The organism is Stenotrophomonas sp. S49, from assembly GCF_016624905.1.
GTDB lineage: Bacteria > Pseudomonadota > Gammaproteobacteria > Xanthomonadales > Xanthomonadaceae > Stenotrophomonas.
In genome coordinates this window covers 1-18,136 of the sequence record NZ_JACVUD010000053.1, presented here as the reverse complement: position 1 = coordinate 18,136, position 18,136 = coordinate 1, and the positions used below count along the sequence as shown (strand labels likewise).

Genomic DNA, 18,136 nt, shown 5'->3' with positions numbered 1-18,136 from the left:
CCTGGGGCGCGCTGGGCAGGCGGCTTGTTTTCTGTCGAGGGGTCAGAGCCCTTTTCCAGGGAAAAGGGATCCGACCCCGCGCTCAACCGCGCTGGCGCACGGCCTCGAACAGGCTGACGCCGGCGGCCACCGACACGTTCAGGCTCTCGATCTCGCCCGGCATCGGAATCTTCACCAGGCCATCGCAGTTCTCGCGGGTCAGGCGGCGCAGGCCGTCGGCCTCACCGCCCAGCACCAGCGCGATGTTGCCCTTCAGGTCCAGGTCGTACAGCGAAGCGGTGGCTTCGCCGGCCAGGCCGTAGATCCACACGCCCTGCTTCTGCAGGTCCTTCAGGCAGCGCGACAGGTTGGTCACCGCCACCACCGGAATACGGTCGGCGGCACCGGCCGAGGTCTTGCGCACGGTGGCGTTCACCGTGGCCGACTTGTCCTTGGGAATGATGACCGCAGTGGCACCGGACGCTGCAGCCGAGCGCAGGCAGGCGCCCAGGTTGTGCGGGTCCTGCACCTCGTCCAGCACCAGCAGCAGGGCCTTGCCCTCGGCGGCGGTCACCAGGCCTTCCAGCTCGTTCTCACTGTAGGTGCGGGCAGCGGCGTAGCGCGCGGCCACGCCCTGGTGGCGCACCGAACCGCCCACGCCATCCAGCGCCTGGCTGTTGACCTTGCGCACGTCGATGCCCTTGCGGCGGGCGTTCTCTTCGATTTCGGTCAGGCGCGGGTTCTTCGCACCGGCCTCGACCAGCACTTCGCGGACGTTGTCGGCGTCGTTCTCGATGGAGGAGGCGACGGCGTTGACGCCGACAATCCACTGGCTGTTCTTGCTCATGCGGGCGGGGACCGGAAAGGGGGTTGGCTATGGTAGAGCATCGGCGGCGGCCGCGCTGCGTGCTCGCCGGGCATGGCCCGGCGCTACCCGCCGTTCATCCTTCGGCCGCGCTGTGCGCTCGCCGGGCATGGCCCGGCGCTACCCGCCGTTCATCCTTCGGCTGAACGGCTGCGCGCGGGCCAATGCGGGGTGTCGTGGTCGGGGTGCTGGTGGGACACGATCGTGGCCAGGAACTCCAGCGCGGCCACGTCCTCCTCGGTGCGCCGCGCCGGCAACCGGGCCAGATCATCCACGAAGGGCAGCTTGCGCTCGGCCCCGTACTGGATGGTCGGTGGCAACCGCTCGGGCTGGTCGAACGCCCCGGCCGCCACCGCCATGCCATCGGGCGCCTCGTAGGTAAGCGGCGTGCCGCAGTCGGCGCAGAACCCGCGCTGCACCACGTTGGAGGACTGGAAATGGCGTGGCTGCCCACGGGTCCAGGCGAACTGCGCGCCGCGTACCGAGACCAGGGGCGCGTAGTAGGCACCGAAGGCTTTCTGGCACATGCGGCAATGGCAGATCGAGCTGTCGGTCAGCTGGCCGCGCACCTGGAAGCGGATCGCGCCGCATTGGCAGCCGCCGCTGTATTCGGGATGGCCCTGCATGGTGGGTTCCTCGGAAACGTCGTGCCAACCAAGGTTGGCACCTACCGGGTGAAGAGAACCTCTGTAGGTGCCGACCTTGGTTGGCACGCTCTGTCCCTGCCGCCGGGCATGGCCCGGCGCTACCTTCAATATTTCTCTTTCTTGCGCTTGGCCGGCTTGCCGCGCTCGGGCAACGGCGGCAGGCCGTCACCTTCGTCCTCGCCCTTGTGCTCGACCAGGCGGAAGTCGATCTTGCGCTCTTCCATGCTGGCCTTCAGCACCAGGATGCGCACGCGGTCACCCAGCCGGTAGCTGGCACCACGGCGCTCGCCGCTCAACGTTTTCCGCGTCGCGTCGAACTTGTAGTAGTCCTGCGGCAGCTGGGTCACGTGGACCAGGCCCTGCACCTTGGAATCGTCCAGTTCCACGAACAGGCCGAAGCTGGTCACGCCGCTGATCACGCCGTCGAACTGACCGCCCACGTGCTTTTCCATCCACGCCGCGCGGTAACGCTCGTCCACTTCGCGCTCGGCCTCGTCGGCACGGCGCTCGCGTTCGGAGCACTGCAGGGCCAGTGCAGCCATCTCGCGGGCGTTGTAGGTGAAGGTATCCAGCGGCTTGCCGGACAGCGCGTGCTTGATCGCACGGTGAACCAGCAGATCGGGGTAGCGGCGGATCGGCGAGGTGAAGTGCGCGTACGCTTGCAGCGCCAGGCCGAAGTGACCGTGGTTGTCCGGGCTGTAGATGGCCAGGCTCTGGCTGCGCAGCAGCACCGATTCCAGCAGCGTGGCATCAGGACGGTCGCGGATCTTCTTCAGCAGCTTGGTGTAGTCGCCCGGGCGCACCTTCGACCACGGCGGCAGGCTCAGCTTGAACTCCTTGAGGAATTCCAGCAGGTCGGCGTACTTGGTTTCCGGCGGCTTTTCGTGGATGCGGTACGGCGCCGGCACGTGGCGCGACAACAGGTACCTGGCCGCCTCCACGTTCGCGGCAATCATGCATTCTTCGATCAGCTTGTGCGCATCGTTGCGCACCAGCATGCCGGCCTGGGTCACTTCGCCACGGTTGTCCAGCACGAAGCGGACTTCGCTGCTTTCGAACTCGATGGCACCGCGCTTGGCGCGCGCCTTGGCCAGCACCTTGTACAGCTGGTGCAGGCGCTGCACCTGCGGCAGCAGTTCGCCCATCCAGGCCTTGGTATCGGCATCGTCCTCGCCCACCGCCTTCCACACCTGGGTGTAGGTCAGGCGCGCGTGCGAGTTCATTACTGCTTCGTAGAAGCGCGACTGGCTGACCACGCCGTCACGGTCGATCTGCATGTCGCAGACGAAGCACATGCGGTCGACCTTGGGCATCAGCGAGCAGATGCCGTTGGACAACGTCTCCGGCAGCATCGGCACCACGAAGCCCGGGAAATACACCGACGTGGCGCGCTTCTGCGCTTCCTCGTCCAGCGGCGTGCCGGGGCGCACGTAGTTGGACACATCGGCGATGGCCACCACCAGACGGAATCCGTCGGCATTCGGTTCGCAGTACACCGCGTCGTCGAAGTCCTTGGCGTCCTCGCCATCGATGGTGACCAGCGGCGTGCTGCGCAGATCGACGCGGCCGCCGATCATCGCCGGCTCGACCACCAGCGGCACCGAGGCGGCTTCGTCCAGCACTTCCTGCGGGAACTCGAACGGCAGTTCGTGGCCGTGGATGGCCGTTTCCACCACCAGCGAAGCGGTTAGCTTGTCGCCCAGCACGGCGATGATGCGGCCGATCGGCGGGCGGCGGCTGTCCGGTGCCTGGGTCAGTTCGCAGACCACCAGCTGGCCATCGCGCGCGCCACCGGTCTGGTCCGGCGGCACCTGCACGTTGCGCTGGATGCGCTTGTCATCGGGCACCACGTAGTTGATGCCCATTTCAATGCTGAAGCGACCGATCAGGCGGGTCATGCCGCGTTCGAGCACGCGGGCGATGCTGCCTTCGCGGCGGCCGCGGTGGTCGATGCCGGTCACCCGCGCCAGCACCTTGTCACCGTGCATGACCTTGCGCATTTCATAGGGCGGCAGGAACAGATCGTCGCCACCCTCGACCGGGCGCAGGAAGCCGAACCCTTCCGGGTTGGCGATCACCACGCCGGTGACCAGGTTCAGCGTCTGGATCGGCGCGAAGCCACCGCGGCGGTTCTGCACCAGCTGGCCATCGCGCACCATCGCGCCCAGCCGGCGCGACAGCGCCTCGGCACGATCGGCGGCGGTCAGCCCCAGGCGCGCGCCCAGTTCCTCGGCGGTCTGCGGCCCTTCGCAACGCTCCAGCAGGGCCAGGATGGCCTCGCGGCTGGCGATGGGTTGTTCGTATTTTTCGGCTTCGCGGGCCGCATAGGGATCGTCGATCACCTTGCCGGCCGGCGGCAGCTTGCGGCCCGGGGCCGGGCCCGGGGCGGCGGCATCGGCGCTGCGGCCCTTGCGGCCGCGCGGCGGTGCACCGCCTTCATTCAATTCCGGGAACCAGCCCGGCAACGGCTTGCCCGGCTTGGTGGTGCGGGCTGCGCCCGCCTTGGCATCCTTGGTCGGGGCCTGGCTGCGGGACTTGCTCCCGCCCTTGCTTGGTTTTTTGGTAGTCATCGCCCTACATGGTAGCCGTTGCAGGCGTGCACAGCGGGTCAGCGGCCACGTTTGCAGGCGGGCGTGAAATTTTTGCGCGAAAGCGTTGACAGCCTGCCGATTCATCTTCACAATTGCGCCTCTGGAACGCCCAGGTGGCGGAATTGGTAGACGCACTAGTTTCAGGTACTAGCGGGTAAAACCGTGGAGGTTCGAGTCCTCTCCTGGGCACCAACGAAAAAACTCCTCGCTTCGGCGGGGATTTTTTTTGCCTGCGATCCGGCGATCTGGCCCCAAGGTCAGAGCCCCTTTCGCAAGCGAAACGGGATCCAACCCCGGGGCTGCAAAAGGTGTTGACACCCCCGTAACAACACCCCATAATCTCGCCCCTCGACGCCCAGGTGGCGGAATTGGTAGACGCACTAGTTTCAGGTACTAGCGGGTAAAACCGTGGAGGTTCGAGTCCTCTCCTGGGCACCACGTCGAGTATGAAAAAGACCCGCGAAAGCGGGTTTTTTCATGTCCGCGATCCGGGCCAAGCCGACCCGTAGAGTCGAGCTTGCTCGACTGCACCGACCTGTAGAGTCGAGCCATGCTCGACTGATCCCATGTAGAGCAGTCGAGCATGGCTCGACTCTACAAAAACGGACCGTCAGAACAACGGCCGCAGCACCAGTTCCAGCCCCAGCAGCAACAGGAACCCCAGGAAGCACGCGCGGAACACCCGTGCGCTGATGCGCTGCCGGATCACCTGCCCCAGCCACATGCCGGCCAGCGCCGGCACCACCGCCAACGCACTCATGCCCAGCTGCTGTACGCCAAAGGCGCCATGCAGCACCAGGCCCGTGGTCAGCGAAATCGTCGATACGGTGAACGCCAGGCCCAGCGCCTGCACCAGTTCGTCGCGCTGCAGGCCCAGCGACTGCAGGTAAGGCACCGCCGGCATCACGAATACGCCGGTGGCACCGGTCACCACGCCGGAAATCGCCCCGACCAGCGGCCCCAGCCAGCGCTCGCGCCGCTGCGGCACATGGAACACCGGCGCGACCAGGGCGTACAGCGCATAGACCACCAGCGCCGCGCCCAGCGCCATGCGCGAAAGATCGCGGTCCACCCGCACCAGCAGCGCCGCCGAGCCCAGCGTCACCACCACCACCGCCAGCATCATCGGCCACAGCCGCCGCACGGTATGGCCCAGCGATGGGCCGGACAACAACTGCCAGGCATTGGTCACGAAGGTGGGAATGAACAGCATCGATGCGGCCGCCACCGGCGACAGCGCGCCGCCCAACAAGCCCATCGCCACCGTCGGCAGCCCCATGCCGGTCACGCCCTTGACCACGCCGGCCAGCACGAACACCACCACCAGCAACCCATAGAAGTACATCGTCTCGTTCATGCCGCCATTGGAGCGGCCGCGGCAACGGCGCACAATGCGGCTTTGCGGCCCCACCCTTCGGACCAGCCGAAGGCAGCCGCCCTGCCGAGGTCATTCCCATGCGACTGGATATTGCCGATCTGCGCCTGTTCCTGGCTGTCGCCGACGCGGGCAGCATCACCGCCGGTGCGGCACAGGCCAACCTGGCGCTGGCATCGGCCAGTGAACGCCTGCGCGCCATCGAAGCCGATGCCGGCAGCACGCTGCTGGACCGGCACCCGCGCGGGGTAAGCCTGACCGAAGCCGGTGCCGCCCTCGCCCACCATGCGCGACTGATCCTGCAGCAGCAGGCGCAGCTGCGCGGCGAGCTGCAGGCATTCGCACAGGGCGCACGTGGCACCCTGCACCTGTATGCCAACACCGCTGCACTGACCAACTACCTGCCCTCGCGCCTGGCACCGTGGCTGGCCCAGCGGCCGCGGCTGCGGGTGGAACTGCACGAGCGCACCAGCAACGAAGTCGTGCGCGCACTGCGCGCCGGGCAGGCCGAGGCCGGCATCATCAGCGACGCCGTGCCGGCCGAGGGACTCCAGCGCCATGTGGTGGCCGAAGATCCGCTGGTGATGCTGCTGCCGGGCCACCACCGTTTCGCCCAGCGCCGCAGCGTGTCCTTCGCCGATGTGCTGGGCGAAACCTTCGTCGCACTGGCCGACGGCAATGCCCTGCAGACCTACATCGAAGAACTGGCCGCTGCCGCCGGTCGCGTGCTGGATGTGCGCATCCGCATGAAAACCTTCGAGGGCCTGTGCACGATGGTCGGCCACGGCATCGGCGTGGGCATCATGCCGCGCACGCTGGCCCGGCAGCACCGGCGCAGCACCGGCACCGTTGCAGTTCCACTGGAAGATGCCTGGGCACAACGCCGTCTCTGCGTGTGCATTGCCGACGCGCAGGCACTGTCGGCACCGATGCGCAGCCTGCTGCAGCACCTGGGCGTTCGCACTGAAAAATAAGTGTGAAATTGTGTTGACACATCAGCGTGCTTACCGCACAATTTCTCTCCTGAGTCGCCCAGGTGGCGGAATTGGTAGACGCACTAGTTTCAGGTACTAGCGGGTAAAACCGTGGAGGTTCGAGTCCTCTCCTGGGCACCATGACTCAAGATGATCAAACCCGCGAAAGCGGGTTTTTTCGTTTCCGGGGTTTGACGATTGCACGGCCCGGGGATCCATCCACGCATGGCGTGGATGCGGTGCAAACAAGAACCCCGCCTTGCGGCGGGGTTTTCGCATTTCAACGGCAATGAACGATCAATGTCCGCCAGCAGACGCGGCACCGGCACCGGCGCCAAACGGCGGCTTGGCCAGCCACAGGAACGCGATGATCGCCAGGAAGGTCCAGCCCAGCAGGTAGAAGATGTCGTTGAACGCCATCTGCGAGGCCTGGTGGTTGATCATGTTGTTGAGCACCGCGGCGCCATGCTGCAGGTCGCCCTGCCCCATCGCGGTCACCTGGTCCTGCATGCCCGGCTGGTAGGCCGAGATGTGCTCGGTCAGGTCGGCGTGGTGCACCTGGGTACGGCGCGCCCACAACCACGTGGTCAACGATGCGGCGAAACTGCCGCCCAGCGTACGCAGGAAGGTGGCCAGGCCAGAGCCCGCCGCGATCTCGCGACCGTCCAGGTCCGACAGCAGGATCTGCAGCACCGGCATGAAGAACAGCGCCACGCCAATACCCATGATCAGCTGCACGCCGGCCACGTGTGCGTAGTCCACCTGCAGGTTGAAGTCCGAGCGCATGAAGCTGGTGAAGGACAGGAACACGAACGCAAACGAAGCGATCATCCGCATGTCGAAGCGCGAGGCGTACTTGCCAACGAACGGGGTCATGATCACCGGCAGGATGCCGATCGGCGCCGTGGCCAGGCCGGCCCAGATGGCGGTATAGCCCATGTCACGCTGCAGCCATTGCGGGATCAGCAGCGACACGCTGAAGAACGCCGCATAGGCCACCACCATCGCCAGCGTACCGGCGCGGAAGTTGCGGTGGCGGAACAGCTTCAGGTCGACGATCGGGTCCTTGTCGGTCAGTTCCCAGATCAGGAACACCGCCAGCGCCACCACCGCCACACAGGCCAGCACCACGATCTTGGTCGATGCGAACCAGTCTTCGTCGTTGCCCAGGTCCAGCACCAGCTGCAGCGCGCCCACACCGATCACCAGGGTGACCAGGCCGACGTAGTCCATCTTCGGCTTTTCAATCTGCTCCGGGCGGCCCTTCAACTGGTTGCCCACCACCAGCGCGGCGAAGATCCCCAGCGGCACGTTGATCAGGAAGATCCATTCCCAACTGTAGTTGTCGGTGATCCAGCCGCCCAGGATCGGGCCGCAGATCGGCGCCACCACGGTGATCATCGCCAGCAGGGCAAGCGCCTGCCCACGTTTCTCGCGTGGATAGATCGACACCAGCAGCGACTGGGTGATCGGGTACATCGGACCGGCAACGAAACCCTGCAGGGCACGCGATACCACCAGCATGCCCATGCTCTGGGCCAGGCCGCACAGCAGCGAGGTGATGACGAAGGCCAGCGTGGCCCAGATGAACAGCTTTCGCTCGCCGAAGCGGCGGCTGAGCCAACCGGTCAGCGGCAGCGCGATGGCCGTGCTGACCGCGAACGAGGTGATGACCCAGGTAGCCTGCTGCGAACTGGCGCCCAGGTTGCCGGCGATGGTGGGCAGCGAAACGTTGGCAATGGTGGTGTCGAGCACCTGCATGAACGAGGCCATCGCCAGGCCCACGGTGCACAGGGCCACGCTGGGCGGCAGGAATCCGGCGGCCGCACCCGGCGCCGCCGGTGCGCCCGGCGTTCCCGGCGCGGCTGGAGCTTGTGCGGACATGGCCGACCTCAGCTCGCCTTGGCCTGCTGCGGCAGGTTGCCCTGGATGATCGTGTGGATCACCTCGTCGGCATCGTGCAACTGCTTGGCATACACATCGGTGTCGAACACGGTGCCCTTGGCGGCAGCGGTCGGCAGCACTTCACCCTTCTGGTCGCGCAGGCTCACTTCGGCCTTCATCGACAGGCCAATGCGCAGCGGGTGTTCGGCCAGCTGCTTGGCGTCGATGGCAATGCGCACCGGCACGCGCTGCACGATCTTGATCCAGTTGCCGCTGGCATTCTGCGCCGGCAGCAGCGAGAACGCCGAACCGGTGCCCAGGCCCAGGCTCTGGATGCGGCCGGTGTACTTCACATCACCGGCATACAGGTCCGACTTCAGCTCCACCTCCTGGCCCAGGCGCATGTGGCGCAGCTGAGTTTCCTTGAAGTTCGCTTCCACCCACATCTGCTCGGTCGGCACCACGGCCATCAGGGCATTGCCCGGCTGCACGCGCTGGCCCACCTGCACCGAACGACGGGCAACGTAGCCTGTCACCGGCGCAACGATGCCGGCGCGGGCGTTGTTGAGGAAGGCCTGGCGCAGCTGTGCGGCGGCGGCCTGCACGTCCGGCTGGGTGGCGATCACGGTGTCATCGACCAGCGCGCGGTTGCGCTCGACGGTCTCGCGCGAACCGGCCACGGCCGCTTCGGCAGCGGCCAGCTCGTCGCGGGCGTGGGCCAGTTCTTCGTTGGAAATGGCGCCGGTGGCGGCCAGGTCCTTGCGGCGGGCGAAGTCTTCGCGCACGCGCTTCAGGGTCACCTGGCGGGCGTTCAAGTCCGCCTGGGCACCTTCCACGCTGCGGTACAGGCCACGGGTCTGGCGCACGGTCTTGGCCAGGTTGGCTTCGGCCTGCTGCAGCGCCACCGAGGTGTCGGCCGGATCCAGCTGCACCAGCAGCTGGCCGCGCTCCACGCGCATGCCGTCATCGGCATTGATGGCGACCACGGTGCCGGGCACCAGCGGGGTGATCTGCACCAGGTTGCCCTGCACGTAGGCATCGTCAGTTTCTTCGAACCAACGGCCGAACATGAAGTACCACAGCGCCAGTGCCGCAAGCAGCAGCACGACGATCACGAACAGGCCGCGCAGCAGGTTGCCGCGGCGGTTGGGGGCGGCGGGTGCCGCAGGAGTCTGGGTCTGGCTCATGGCAGGAATCTTCAGGAATGCGAGGAATCGGAATGGGAGGCGACCGGTGCGCGGTCGGCGTCGCTGGGCTGGAAACCACCACCCAGCGCCTTGCTCAGGCGCACCGAGGTCTGCACCTGCTGCGACTGCAGGCCGGCCAGCTGCTGCTGCGACTGCAGCAGGGTGGACTGCGCGCTCAGCACGTCCAGGTAGCTGCCGATGCCGGCGCGGTAGCGCTGCTGGGCGATATCGAAGGCGGCACGTGCGGTATCCACCGCCTGCTGCTGCGACTGCGCCTGCTGGCCCAGCGAGCGCACCGCGTTGACCTGGTCGGCCACGTCGCGCAGCGCATCCAGCACGGCCTGGTTGTAGTTGGCCACGGCCAGGTCGTACTGCGCATCGGTGTTGGCCAGGTTCGCGCGCAGCTTGCCGCCTTCGAAGATCGGCATGCTCAGCGCCGGGCCGATGTAGGCGAAGGTGGAGCTGCTCTGCAGCAGGTCACCCACGTTCGGCGCCACCACGCCGGCCAGCGCGGTCAGGTTGAAGCTCGGGTAGAACTTGGTCTTGGCCACCTTGATCTGCTTGTCGGCCGCTTCCACGCGCCAGCGCGCGGCGACGATGTCCGGGCGACGGCCCAGCAGCTCGCTGGGCAGCACGCCCGGCAACTGCAGGGCGAGCGGGTTCAGCGGCTGCGGGCGTTCGATCGACAGGCCACGGTCCGGGCCCTTGCCGACCAGCGCGGCCAGTGCGGTGCGGCCGGCGTCGATGCGCTGCTGGGCGGCCTGCAGCTGCTGCTGCGCGGCCGGCACGCGGGCCTCGGCCTGGCGCACCTGCAGGTCGCTGTCGATGCCGGCGCCGCGGCGCTGGCGGGTCAGCTCCAGCGACTTCTGCGAACGCGCCAGTTCTTCCTCGGCCACATCGTTGAGCTGCCACGCATAGGCCAGTTCGGCGTAGGCCTGGGCGATGCCGGTGGACAGGTTCAGGCGTGCCGCCTGCGCGTCGACGGTGGCCGCGTGTGCACCATCCACCGCCGCTTCCCAGGCGGCGCGCTTGCCGCCCCACAGGTCGATGCCGTAGCTGAAATCGAAAGCAACCTGGCCGCTGCCACCGTAATGGCCGCCCACTTCATCGCCCACCATCGATTCGGGCAGGCGCACGCCGGTGTAGCCACCGGACACCGACAGGCTGGGCAGGCGGTCAGCACGTGCGGTGCCGACCTGCGACTGGGCTTGGCGCAGGCGCGCGTCGGCCGCATCCAGGCTGGGGTGGCTGGCCAGCCCTTCGGCAATCAGCGCATCCAGCTGCGCGTCACCGAAGGCCTTCCACCAGTCCTGGGCGGGAAAGCCGGCCGCGCTCAGGTCGCTGTCGGCCAGGGTGCGTTCGCTGTGCAGGCTGTCCACGTCCAGGACGTGGCCCTGCGGGGTCAGGCCGCGGCTGCTGGCGCAGGCGGCCAGGGCCAGGGCCAGCGCAGATACCAGCAGCGCACGCCCGGACCGGCGGAGAGTAAGGGACGGGATCGGGTTCATGGGGTCGTCAGGGAATCGCGGATACGGGTCAGGAGGGACAACAACAGCGCGCGTTCGTCGGCGGACAGATCGCGCAGGGCGAAATCCATCACCGCGTCGCCGCGCTTCTGCAGCCGTGCCCACAGGGCGCGGCCTTCATCGGTCAGCACGATCTGCAGTGCCCGGCGGTCCTGCGCATGCGGCTCGCGGCGCACGCAGCCCAGCGCTTCCAGCTTGTCCAGCAGGCGGGTCACCGCGCTGGGCACCTGGTCGATGGCCTGGGCCAGTTCGTTGGCCGTGCACGGGGCCATGCGCGCCAGCAGCTTCAGGCCGATGTAATGGGTGAAGCCGATGCCGAGGTCTTCTTCGGCCATTGACGCATCGAGCTGGCGGACCAGGCCGTCGCGCACTTGGCGCAGCAGCAGGCCAAAGCTGGGGGGGCCGAAGCCGGCCGGGGTCGTGGGAGGACAGATCATGGGAGAGCATTTTCTTCCAAAAAAAATATTTCTCAATGGAAATATTCGATCTGGCATCAAATGCTGTGTTGCAGCAATGGGCTGGATTCGATGAAGGCGCACACCTTAATGGGCCTCCGGGCTGGCCCGGTAGTACAATCCAGCCAATGAATGTCACATTCCAGCCACCCCCGGCGCGCGTGAACGCCGGTGAACCGGGCCCACCCACCCTGCTGCGCGAGGTGGCGCTGGACTGGTTCGAGCGCAACGATGGCCCGCCGATCATCGCCTTCCGCTTCGACAGCCCACAGGGCTTGGCCCGTGAAGTGGACTGGCACCACCATGCGCGGGCGCAGCTGATCTGCGTGGAACGCGGCCTGCTGACCACCCGCACCTCGCACGGCACCTGGTCGCTGGCGCCGGGTTCGGCCGGCTGGATGCCGCCGCTGGAGGCCCACACGGTCAGCCTGGACGGGCCGATGCGCGGCTGGGGCATGGCTCTGGCCGCGCCCCTGTGCAGCGACCTGCCTGCCGACCCCTGCGTGCTGGGCTTGTCACGGCTGGCCCAGGCGGTGGCCGAGCGCATCTGTGAGTGGCCGCTGGAATACGAAGGCAGCGAGGACCGCCGCCACATCATCCAGGTCATGCTGGACGAGATCCGCAACGCGCCCCGCCAGCGCATGCACCTGCCCATGCCGCGTGACCGGCGCCTGCTGAAGATCGCCTCGCAGCTGCTGGCCGAACCGTCCGACGAGCGCAGCCTGGCCGACTGGGCACACTGGGCCGGCCTGTCGCCGCGCAGCCTGACCCGGCACTTCCGCGACGAGACCACCCTCAGCTTCGCCCAGTGGCGGCAGCAGGCGCGGCTGGCCGAGGCCCTGCGCCGGCTGAGCGAGGGCCACAGCGTGGCCGACATCGCCCACGCACTGGGTTTCAGCAGCGCCAGCGCCTTCGTCACCGTGTTCCGCCGCCACTTCGGCCTGCCCCCCGGGCGCTACCTGGCCCGGGTCGGCAACGGCCTGGAATCGACCCTGGACCCCGCGCGCGGCTTGGCATCCCCCGCCGCATCCGGATAATCAGCGTATTGAGAGCGCCGACCGCCGTCTTCGCCTCCCGACATAGGTAACAACGCCGCATGACCGAACTTGCCCGCCCCGTGTTCCACGGTTTCGAACAACTGCCGCTGCGCGAGTACGCCGAACGCGCTTACCTCGACTACTCCATGTACGTGGTCCTGGACCGCGCCCTGCCGTTCATCGGCGACGGCCTGAAGCCGGTGCAGCGCCGCATCATCTATTCGATGAGCGAGCTGGGCCTGAACGCCGCGTCCAAGCCGAAGAAGTCCGCGCGTACCGTCGGTGATGTCATCGGTAAGTACCACCCGCACGGCGACAGCGCCTGCTACGAAGCACTGGTGCTGATGGCCCAGCCGTTCTCGTACCGCTACCCGCTGATCGAAGGCCAGGGCAACTTCGGTTCCAGCGACGACCCGAAGTCGTTCGCGGCCATGCGCTACACCGAATCCAAGCTGACCCCGATCGCCGAAGTGCTGCTGGGCGAGCTGGGCCAGGGCACCACCGACTGGGCGCCGAACTTCGACGGCACCCTGCAGGAACCGACCTGGATGCCGGCGCGGCTGCCGCACCTGCTGTTGAACGGCACCACCGGCATTGCCGTGGGCATGGCCACCGACGTGCCGCCGCACAACCTCAACGAGATCGTCAGCGCCCTGCTGCACCTGCTGGACGATCCCGACGCCAGCGTGCGCGACCTGTGCGAACACGTGAAGGGCCCGGACTATCCGTCCAACGCCGAGATCATCACCGCGGCCAACGACCTGCGCAACATGTACGAAACCGGCAACGGCAGCGTGCGTGCGCGTGCGACCTTCACCAAGGAAGCCAACAACATCGTGGTGACCGCGCTGCCGTTCCAGGTGTCGCCGTCGAAGGTGATCGAACAGATCGCCGCGCAGATGCGCGCCAAGAAGCTGCCGTGGCTGGAAGACATCCGCGATGAATCCGACCACGCCAACCCGGTGCGCGTGGTGCTGGTGCCGCGTTCCAACCGCGTGGACGCCGAACAGCTGATGGGCCACCTGTTCGCCACCACCGACATGGAGCGCAGCTACCGCGTCAACCTCAACGTGATCGGCCTGGACGGGCGTCCGCAGGTGAAGAACCTGAAGACCCTGCTGAGCGAGTGGCTGGCATTCCGCAGCAGCACCGTCACCCGCCGCCTGCAGCACCGCCTGCAGAAGGTCGAGCGCCGCCTGCACCTGTTGGAAGGCCTGCTGGTGGCGTTCCTGAACCTGGACGAGGTGATCCACATCATCCGTACCGAGGACGAACCGAAGGCGGCGCTGATCGCGCGCTTCGGCCTGTCCGAAGACCAGGCCGATTACATCCTGGAAACCAAGCTGAAGCAGCTGGCCCGCCTGGAAGAAATGAAGATCCGCGGCGAGCAGGACGAGCTGGCCAAGGAGCGCGAGAAGATCCTCGCCATCCTCGACAGCAAGGCCAAGCTGAAGAAGCTGATCCGCGACGAGCTGCAGGCCGACGCCAAGAAGTTCGGCGATGCACGCCGTTCGCCGCTGGTGCAGCGGCAGGCCGCGCAGGCCATCGACGAAACCGAGCTGGTGCCCAGCGAGCCGATGACCGTGGTGCTGTCGGAGAAGGGCTGGATCCGTGCCGCCAAGGGCCACGACGTCGATGCGTCCGCCCTGTCCTACCGCGATGGCGACGCCCTGCAGGGTGCCGTGCGGGCACGCAGCACCCAGCAGGTCGCGTTCCTGGACAGCGAAGGCCGCGCCTATTCCACGCCGGTGCACACCCTGCCCTCGGCGCGCGGCAATGGTGAACCGCTCACCGGCCGCTTCTCGCCGGCGCCGGGCACCAGCTTCGTCACCCTGGCCAGCGCCGAACCGGACACCCGCTTCGTGCTGGCGTCCACCCACGGCTATGGCTTCGTCACCCGCTTCGAGAACCTGATCGGCCGCAACAAGGCCGGCAAGGCCATGCTGAACCTGTCCGCCGGCTCGTCGGTACTGACCCCGGCGGTGGTGGCCAACGTGGCCACCGACCGCATCGTGGCGGTCACCAGCTCGGGCAACCTGCTGGCGATCACCGCCAGCGACCTGCCGGAACTGGACAAGGGCAAGGGCAACAAGATCATCGAGATCCCCAAGGCCAAGCTCGCCACCGAGCGCGTGGTGGCCGTGGTGGCCATCAGCCCGGGGCAGACCCTGCAGGTGCGCAGTGGCCAGCGCACCATGGGTTTGAAGTTCAATGAACTGGAAGCCTACCTGGGCGCCCGCGCCACCCGCGGCCACCTGCTGCCGCGCGGCTGGCAGAAGGTCGAAGGCCTGTCGGTCGAGTAACGCGCACGGGGTCGGATCCTTTTCCACGGGAAAGGGCTCTGACCCCGGCCCCCGCCTCGGTAGGTGTCAACCTTGGTTGACACGCCCTGGCGGCCAGCAGACACGAAAAAGCCGGGGCATTCCCCGGCTTTTTCGTTTGTCGGCTGGCGGGCGGTGGAGCGGCTGGCTGGCGAAGGCTGGCTCGCGGTGCTCCAGTGCTGGCGGGCGACGTTGCGTGGTCGGCGGTGCCGGGCATGGCCCGGCGCCACCTGCGGATCAATGCGCCGGGGCGCCGCCGCTTTCGATCTTGCTCAGCTGGTACAGCTCCAGGCCGATGCGCTTGATCAGGCCCAGCTGCTGTTCCAGCCACCAGGCGTGGTCTTCTTCGGTGTCCTTCAACTGCGCCAGCAGGATGTCGCGGCTGACGTAATCGCCGTTCTCCTCGCACAGCTTCATGCCGGCCGCCAGGTTGTTGCGCACGGCGTACTCGGTGTCCAGGTCCTTCTGCAGCATCTCTTCCACGGTCTTGCCCGGCTCGCTGGCGTGCGGGCGCATGTCCGGGTCGCCCCCCAGGAACAGGATGCGGCGCAGCAGGGCATCGGCGTGCTGGGTTTCCTCTTCCATCTCGTGGTTCAGGCGTTCGTACAGCGCGAACAGGCCCTGGTCCTCATAGCGGCGGGAATGGATGAAGTACTGGTCGCGGGCAGCAAGTTCGCCGCGCAGCAGTTCCTTCAGGCAGGCGATGACGTCCGGATTGCCTTTCATGGGGGGGAGCTCCTGTGAATCGATGGCGCCCATGGTGCCCCATCTGCAATCACGGTGATCTAATCAGAATCAGTCGCAGTTGCGCTCGCGATGCGGCCGGTCACCGGCTGTGGCTAGAATCGGGGTTCACCTGCTCACGGGCCCTGTCCATGCGTCGTTGGCTGCTGCGGTTGTTGTGGTGTGTGCTGGCCCTGGTGGTACTGGCCAGCCTGACGATCTGGCTGCTGCTGCGCGGCAGCCTGGCCGAGCTGGACGGCGAACGCGCCCTGCCGGGCCTGTCCGCGGCCGTCAGCGTGGAGCGCGATGCGCGGGGCGTGGTCACGATAACGGCAGCCAACCAGGCCGACGCCATGCGCGCACTGGGCCGCGTGCACGCGCAGGAGCGTTACTTTGAAATGGACCTGATGCGGCGCAGTGCTGCCGGCGAGCTGTCCGCCCTGTTCGGGCCGGCGGCCATCGAGGCCGACAAGCGCATGCGCGTGCACCGCCTGCGCGCGCGCACCGACGCCCATCTTGCGCAGGCGCTGGGCAGCCAGCCGGCCGTGGTGCAGGCCTACGTGGCCGGCGTGAACGAAGGGCTGGCCGCGCTGCCGGTGCGGCCGTGGGCCTACCTGCTGCTCCGCCAGGCGCCACAGCCCTGGCAGGCCAGCGACAGCGTGCTGGCCGGGCTGGCCATGTATGCCGACCTGCAGGACCCGGCCAACCAGAACGAACTGGCGCTGGCGCGCATCCGCGCGGTGGTGCCGCCGGCGCTGTACGCGCTGCTGGCCCACGACGGCAGCCAGTGGGACGCCCCGCTGCTGGGACAACCGCGCGGCAACGCGGCCCTGCCCGATGCCACCCAGCTGGACCTGCGCACCCTGGCGGCCGTGCCCGCCACCGGCGCGGCGGACGCCGATGCGGTGGGCAGCAACAACTTCGCCGTGGATGGCACGCTGACCCGCGACGGCCGCGCCATCGTGGCCGACGACATGCATCTGGGCCTGCGCGCGCCGGCGCTCTGGTTCCGCGTGCGGCTGCGCTATCCCGATCCCGATGCACCGGGCGGCCGGGTCGACATCAGCGGCTTCTCGCTGCCGGGGGTACCGGCGGTGATCGTGGGCAGCAACGGCCACGTGGCCTGGGGCTTCACCAACAGCTACATCGACACGGCCGACTTCCGCCGCGAACCGGCCGATGCGGCCGTGACCGTGCACGAAGAACGCATCGACGTGGCTGGGCAGGCGCCGGTCCGCTTCCCGGTGCGCGAAAGCGCCTGGGGGCCGATCGTGCACACCCATGCAGACGGTAGCGGCGACGCGCTGCGCTGGGTCGCGCAGCTGCCGGGTGCGGTGCGCATGGATTTCGCCGACATGGCCCGCGCTGGCACGCTGCAGCAGGCGCTGCAGGTGGCCGACCATGCAGGCATTCCGGCGCAGAACCTGGTCATTGCCGATCGCCGCGGGCGTATCGCCTGGCGCCTGGTGGGCGCGCGGCCCGACCGCGGCCTGGGCTGCCTGCCACAGGGATTCAACGACAACCTGGACACGCCCGACTGCGCGCCCTGGGGCATCCGCAGCGATGCCGCTCCGGCGCTGATCGACCCGCCTGAGCATCGGCTGTGGACCGCCAACAGCCGGGTAGTGGATGAGCAGCGACTGGCCACCGTCGGCAATGGCGGCTACGACCTGGGCGCACGGGGCCAGCAGATCCGCGACCTGCTGGTCGCGCGCGATCGCTTCGACGAACACGCGCTGCTGGCCGTCCAGCTGGATGATCGGGCGGTATTCCTGCAGCGCTGGTGGGCGCTGCTGCAGGAGGTGACCGCCAACAGCAGCGACCCTGCGCTGCAACGGCTGCATGCGGCCAACGCGCACTGGGACGGCCGCGCATCAGTGGGTTCGGTCAGCTACCGCATCACCCGTGGCTTCCGCGGCAAGGTGCTCGATGCCGTGGAGGGCGCCCTGCTGGCACCGGCCAAGGCGCAGCTGGGCGATGACTTCCTGCCGCCGCGGCTGGCGCAGCTGGAAGGCGTGGTCTGGCCGATGCTGGAACAGCGCCCGGCGAATCTGCTGCCGCCGGGCGTGGCCAGCTGGGATGACCTGCTGGCCACGGCCGCACGCGAACTGGAGGCCGACCTGTCGCAGCAAGGGCCGCTGCAGGAGCGCACCTGGGGCGAACGCAACACCGCGGCGATCTGCCAGCCGGTGGCGCGCGCCCTGCCCGCCTTTGCCCAGCGCTGGCTGTGCATGCCAGCCGATCCGCTGCCCGGCGACCGTGACATGCCGCGTGTGCAGGGGCCGAACTTCGGCGCATCGCAGCGCATGGTGGTGTCGCCCGGCCACGAGGCCGACGGCATCGTGCACATGCCCGGCGGGCAGAGCGGGCACCCGCTGTCACCGTACTGGGGCGCCGGCCACGAAGACTGGGTACACGGCCGCCCGACCCCGTTCCTGCCGGGCCCCGCGCAGCACACCATGACCCTGGTGCCAGCGCGCTGACATCATGTCCAACGGTAGCGGGGGGGGGGGGGGGGGGGGGGGGCGGCGCCCCCCCCCCCCCCCCCCCCCCCCCCCCCCCCCCCCCCCGCCAC

Annotated in this window: 13 protein-coding genes and 3 tRNA genes; 7 read left to right on the top strand and 9 right to left on the bottom strand. The window is 68.0% G+C overall.

Annotated features, from left to right (window positions below; all coding sequences use genetic code 11):
• Positions 1-82: 82 nt before the first annotated feature.
• From rlmB to rnr, 3 genes are all read right to left on the bottom strand, one after another.
• Positions 83-826 (bottom strand): 23S rRNA (guanosine(2251)-2'-O)-methyltransferase RlmB, encoded by a 744-nt coding sequence (gene rlmB / locus IAE58_RS12390; protein ID WP_107230358.1) that lies wholly within the window; start codon positions 824-826, stop codon positions 83-85.
• A 149-nt stretch (positions 827-975) separates the two neighbouring features.
• A complete protein-coding gene (locus IAE58_RS12385) occupies positions 976-1,470 on the bottom strand; it encodes a GFA family protein (RefSeq protein WP_108752620.1) in 495 nt (164 codons plus the stop codon).
• Positions 1,471-1,595: 125 nt separating this feature from the next.
• Entirely contained in the window at positions 1,596-4,061 is a 2,466-nt protein-coding gene (gene rnr, locus IAE58_RS12380; RefSeq protein WP_200734980.1) for a ribonuclease R, read from the bottom strand.
• Between the two features lie 128 nt (positions 4,062-4,189).
• Here rnr and IAE58_RS12375 point away from each other — a divergent pair.
• Both IAE58_RS12375 and IAE58_RS12370 read left to right on the top strand, forming a co-directional pair.
• Positions 4,190-4,274, top strand: a tRNA-Leu gene (locus tag IAE58_RS12375).
• 161 nt (positions 4,275-4,435) lie between these two features.
• Positions 4,436-4,520 (top strand) — tRNA-Leu (locus tag IAE58_RS12370).
• Between the two features lie 172 nt (positions 4,521-4,692).
• On the opposite strand, the gene IAE58_RS12365 is transcribed toward IAE58_RS12370, so the two are convergent.
• Positions 4,693-5,439 (bottom strand): sulfite exporter TauE/SafE family protein, encoded by a 747-nt coding sequence (locus IAE58_RS12365; RefSeq protein WP_199933390.1) that lies wholly within the window; start codon positions 5,437-5,439, stop codon positions 4,693-4,695.
• Between the two features lie 98 nt (positions 5,440-5,537).
• Here IAE58_RS12365 and IAE58_RS12360 point away from each other — a divergent pair, with 98 nt between their 5' ends.
• Together IAE58_RS12360 and IAE58_RS12355 are read left to right on the top strand one after the other, a co-directional pair.
• A complete protein-coding gene (locus IAE58_RS12360) occupies positions 5,538-6,431 on the top strand; it encodes a LysR substrate-binding domain-containing protein (protein WP_199933389.1) in 894 nt (297 codons plus the stop codon).
• Positions 6,432-6,487: 56 nt separating this feature from the next.
• Positions 6,488-6,572, top strand: a tRNA-Leu gene (locus tag IAE58_RS12355).
• Positions 6,573-6,728: 156 nt separating this feature from the next.
• On the opposite strand, the gene emrB is transcribed toward IAE58_RS12355, so the two are convergent.
• Genes emrB through IAE58_RS12335 form a run of 4 tightly spaced genes read right to left on the bottom strand, consistent with a single transcriptional unit; the run spans position 6,729 to position 11,462 of the window.
• On the bottom strand, positions 6,729-8,315 hold the full coding sequence (emrB, locus tag IAE58_RS12350) for a multidrug efflux MFS transporter permease subunit EmrB (protein ID WP_108749087.1): 1,587 nt from the start codon (positions 8,313-8,315) through the stop codon (positions 6,729-6,731).
• A gap of 8 nt (positions 8,316-8,323) precedes the next feature.
• Entirely contained in the window at positions 8,324-9,502 is a 1,179-nt protein-coding gene (gene emrA / locus IAE58_RS12345) for a multidrug efflux MFS transporter periplasmic adaptor subunit EmrA (protein WP_108749086.1), read from the bottom strand.
• 11 nt (positions 9,503-9,513) lie between these two features.
• Positions 9,514-11,007, bottom strand: coding sequence for a multidrug efflux transporter outer membrane subunit EmrC (gene emrC / locus IAE58_RS12340; protein WP_199933388.1), 1,494 nt, complete (start codon positions 11,005-11,007; stop codon positions 9,514-9,516).
• The gene (locus IAE58_RS12335) at positions 11,004-11,462 is read right to left on the bottom strand and encodes a MarR family transcriptional regulator (protein WP_108752608.1); all 459 of its coding nucleotides are present in this window, start codon (positions 11,460-11,462) and stop codon (positions 11,004-11,006) included. The genes emrC and IAE58_RS12335 overlap by 4 nt, the downstream gene beginning before the upstream one ends.
• A 146-nt stretch (positions 11,463-11,608) precedes the next feature.
• Between IAE58_RS12335 and IAE58_RS12330 the strand changes: the two genes are divergently transcribed.
• Both IAE58_RS12330 and parC read left to right on the top strand, forming a co-directional pair.
• On the top strand, positions 11,609-12,517 hold the full coding sequence (locus IAE58_RS12330) for a helix-turn-helix transcriptional regulator (RefSeq protein WP_108749083.1): 909 nt from the start codon (positions 11,609-11,611) through the stop codon (positions 12,515-12,517).
• Positions 12,518-12,576: 59 nt separating this feature from the next.
• Positions 12,577-14,820 (top strand): DNA topoisomerase IV subunit A, encoded by a 2,244-nt coding sequence (gene parC / locus IAE58_RS12325; RefSeq protein WP_199933387.1) that lies wholly within the window; start codon positions 12,577-12,579, stop codon positions 14,818-14,820.
• Positions 14,821-15,075: 255 nt separating this feature from the next.
• Here parC and bfr read toward each other — a convergent pair whose 3' ends face one another.
• Entirely contained in the window at positions 15,076-15,564 is a 489-nt protein-coding gene (gene bfr / locus IAE58_RS12320; RefSeq protein WP_108749081.1) for a bacterioferritin, read from the bottom strand.
• A gap of 149 nt (positions 15,565-15,713) precedes the next feature.
• On the opposite strand from bfr, the gene IAE58_RS12315 reads away from it, so the two are divergent.
• Entirely contained in the window at positions 15,714-18,044 is a 2,331-nt protein-coding gene (locus IAE58_RS12315; RefSeq protein ID WP_199933386.1) for a penicillin acylase family protein, read from the top strand.
• Positions 18,045-18,136 lie beyond the last annotated feature (92 nt).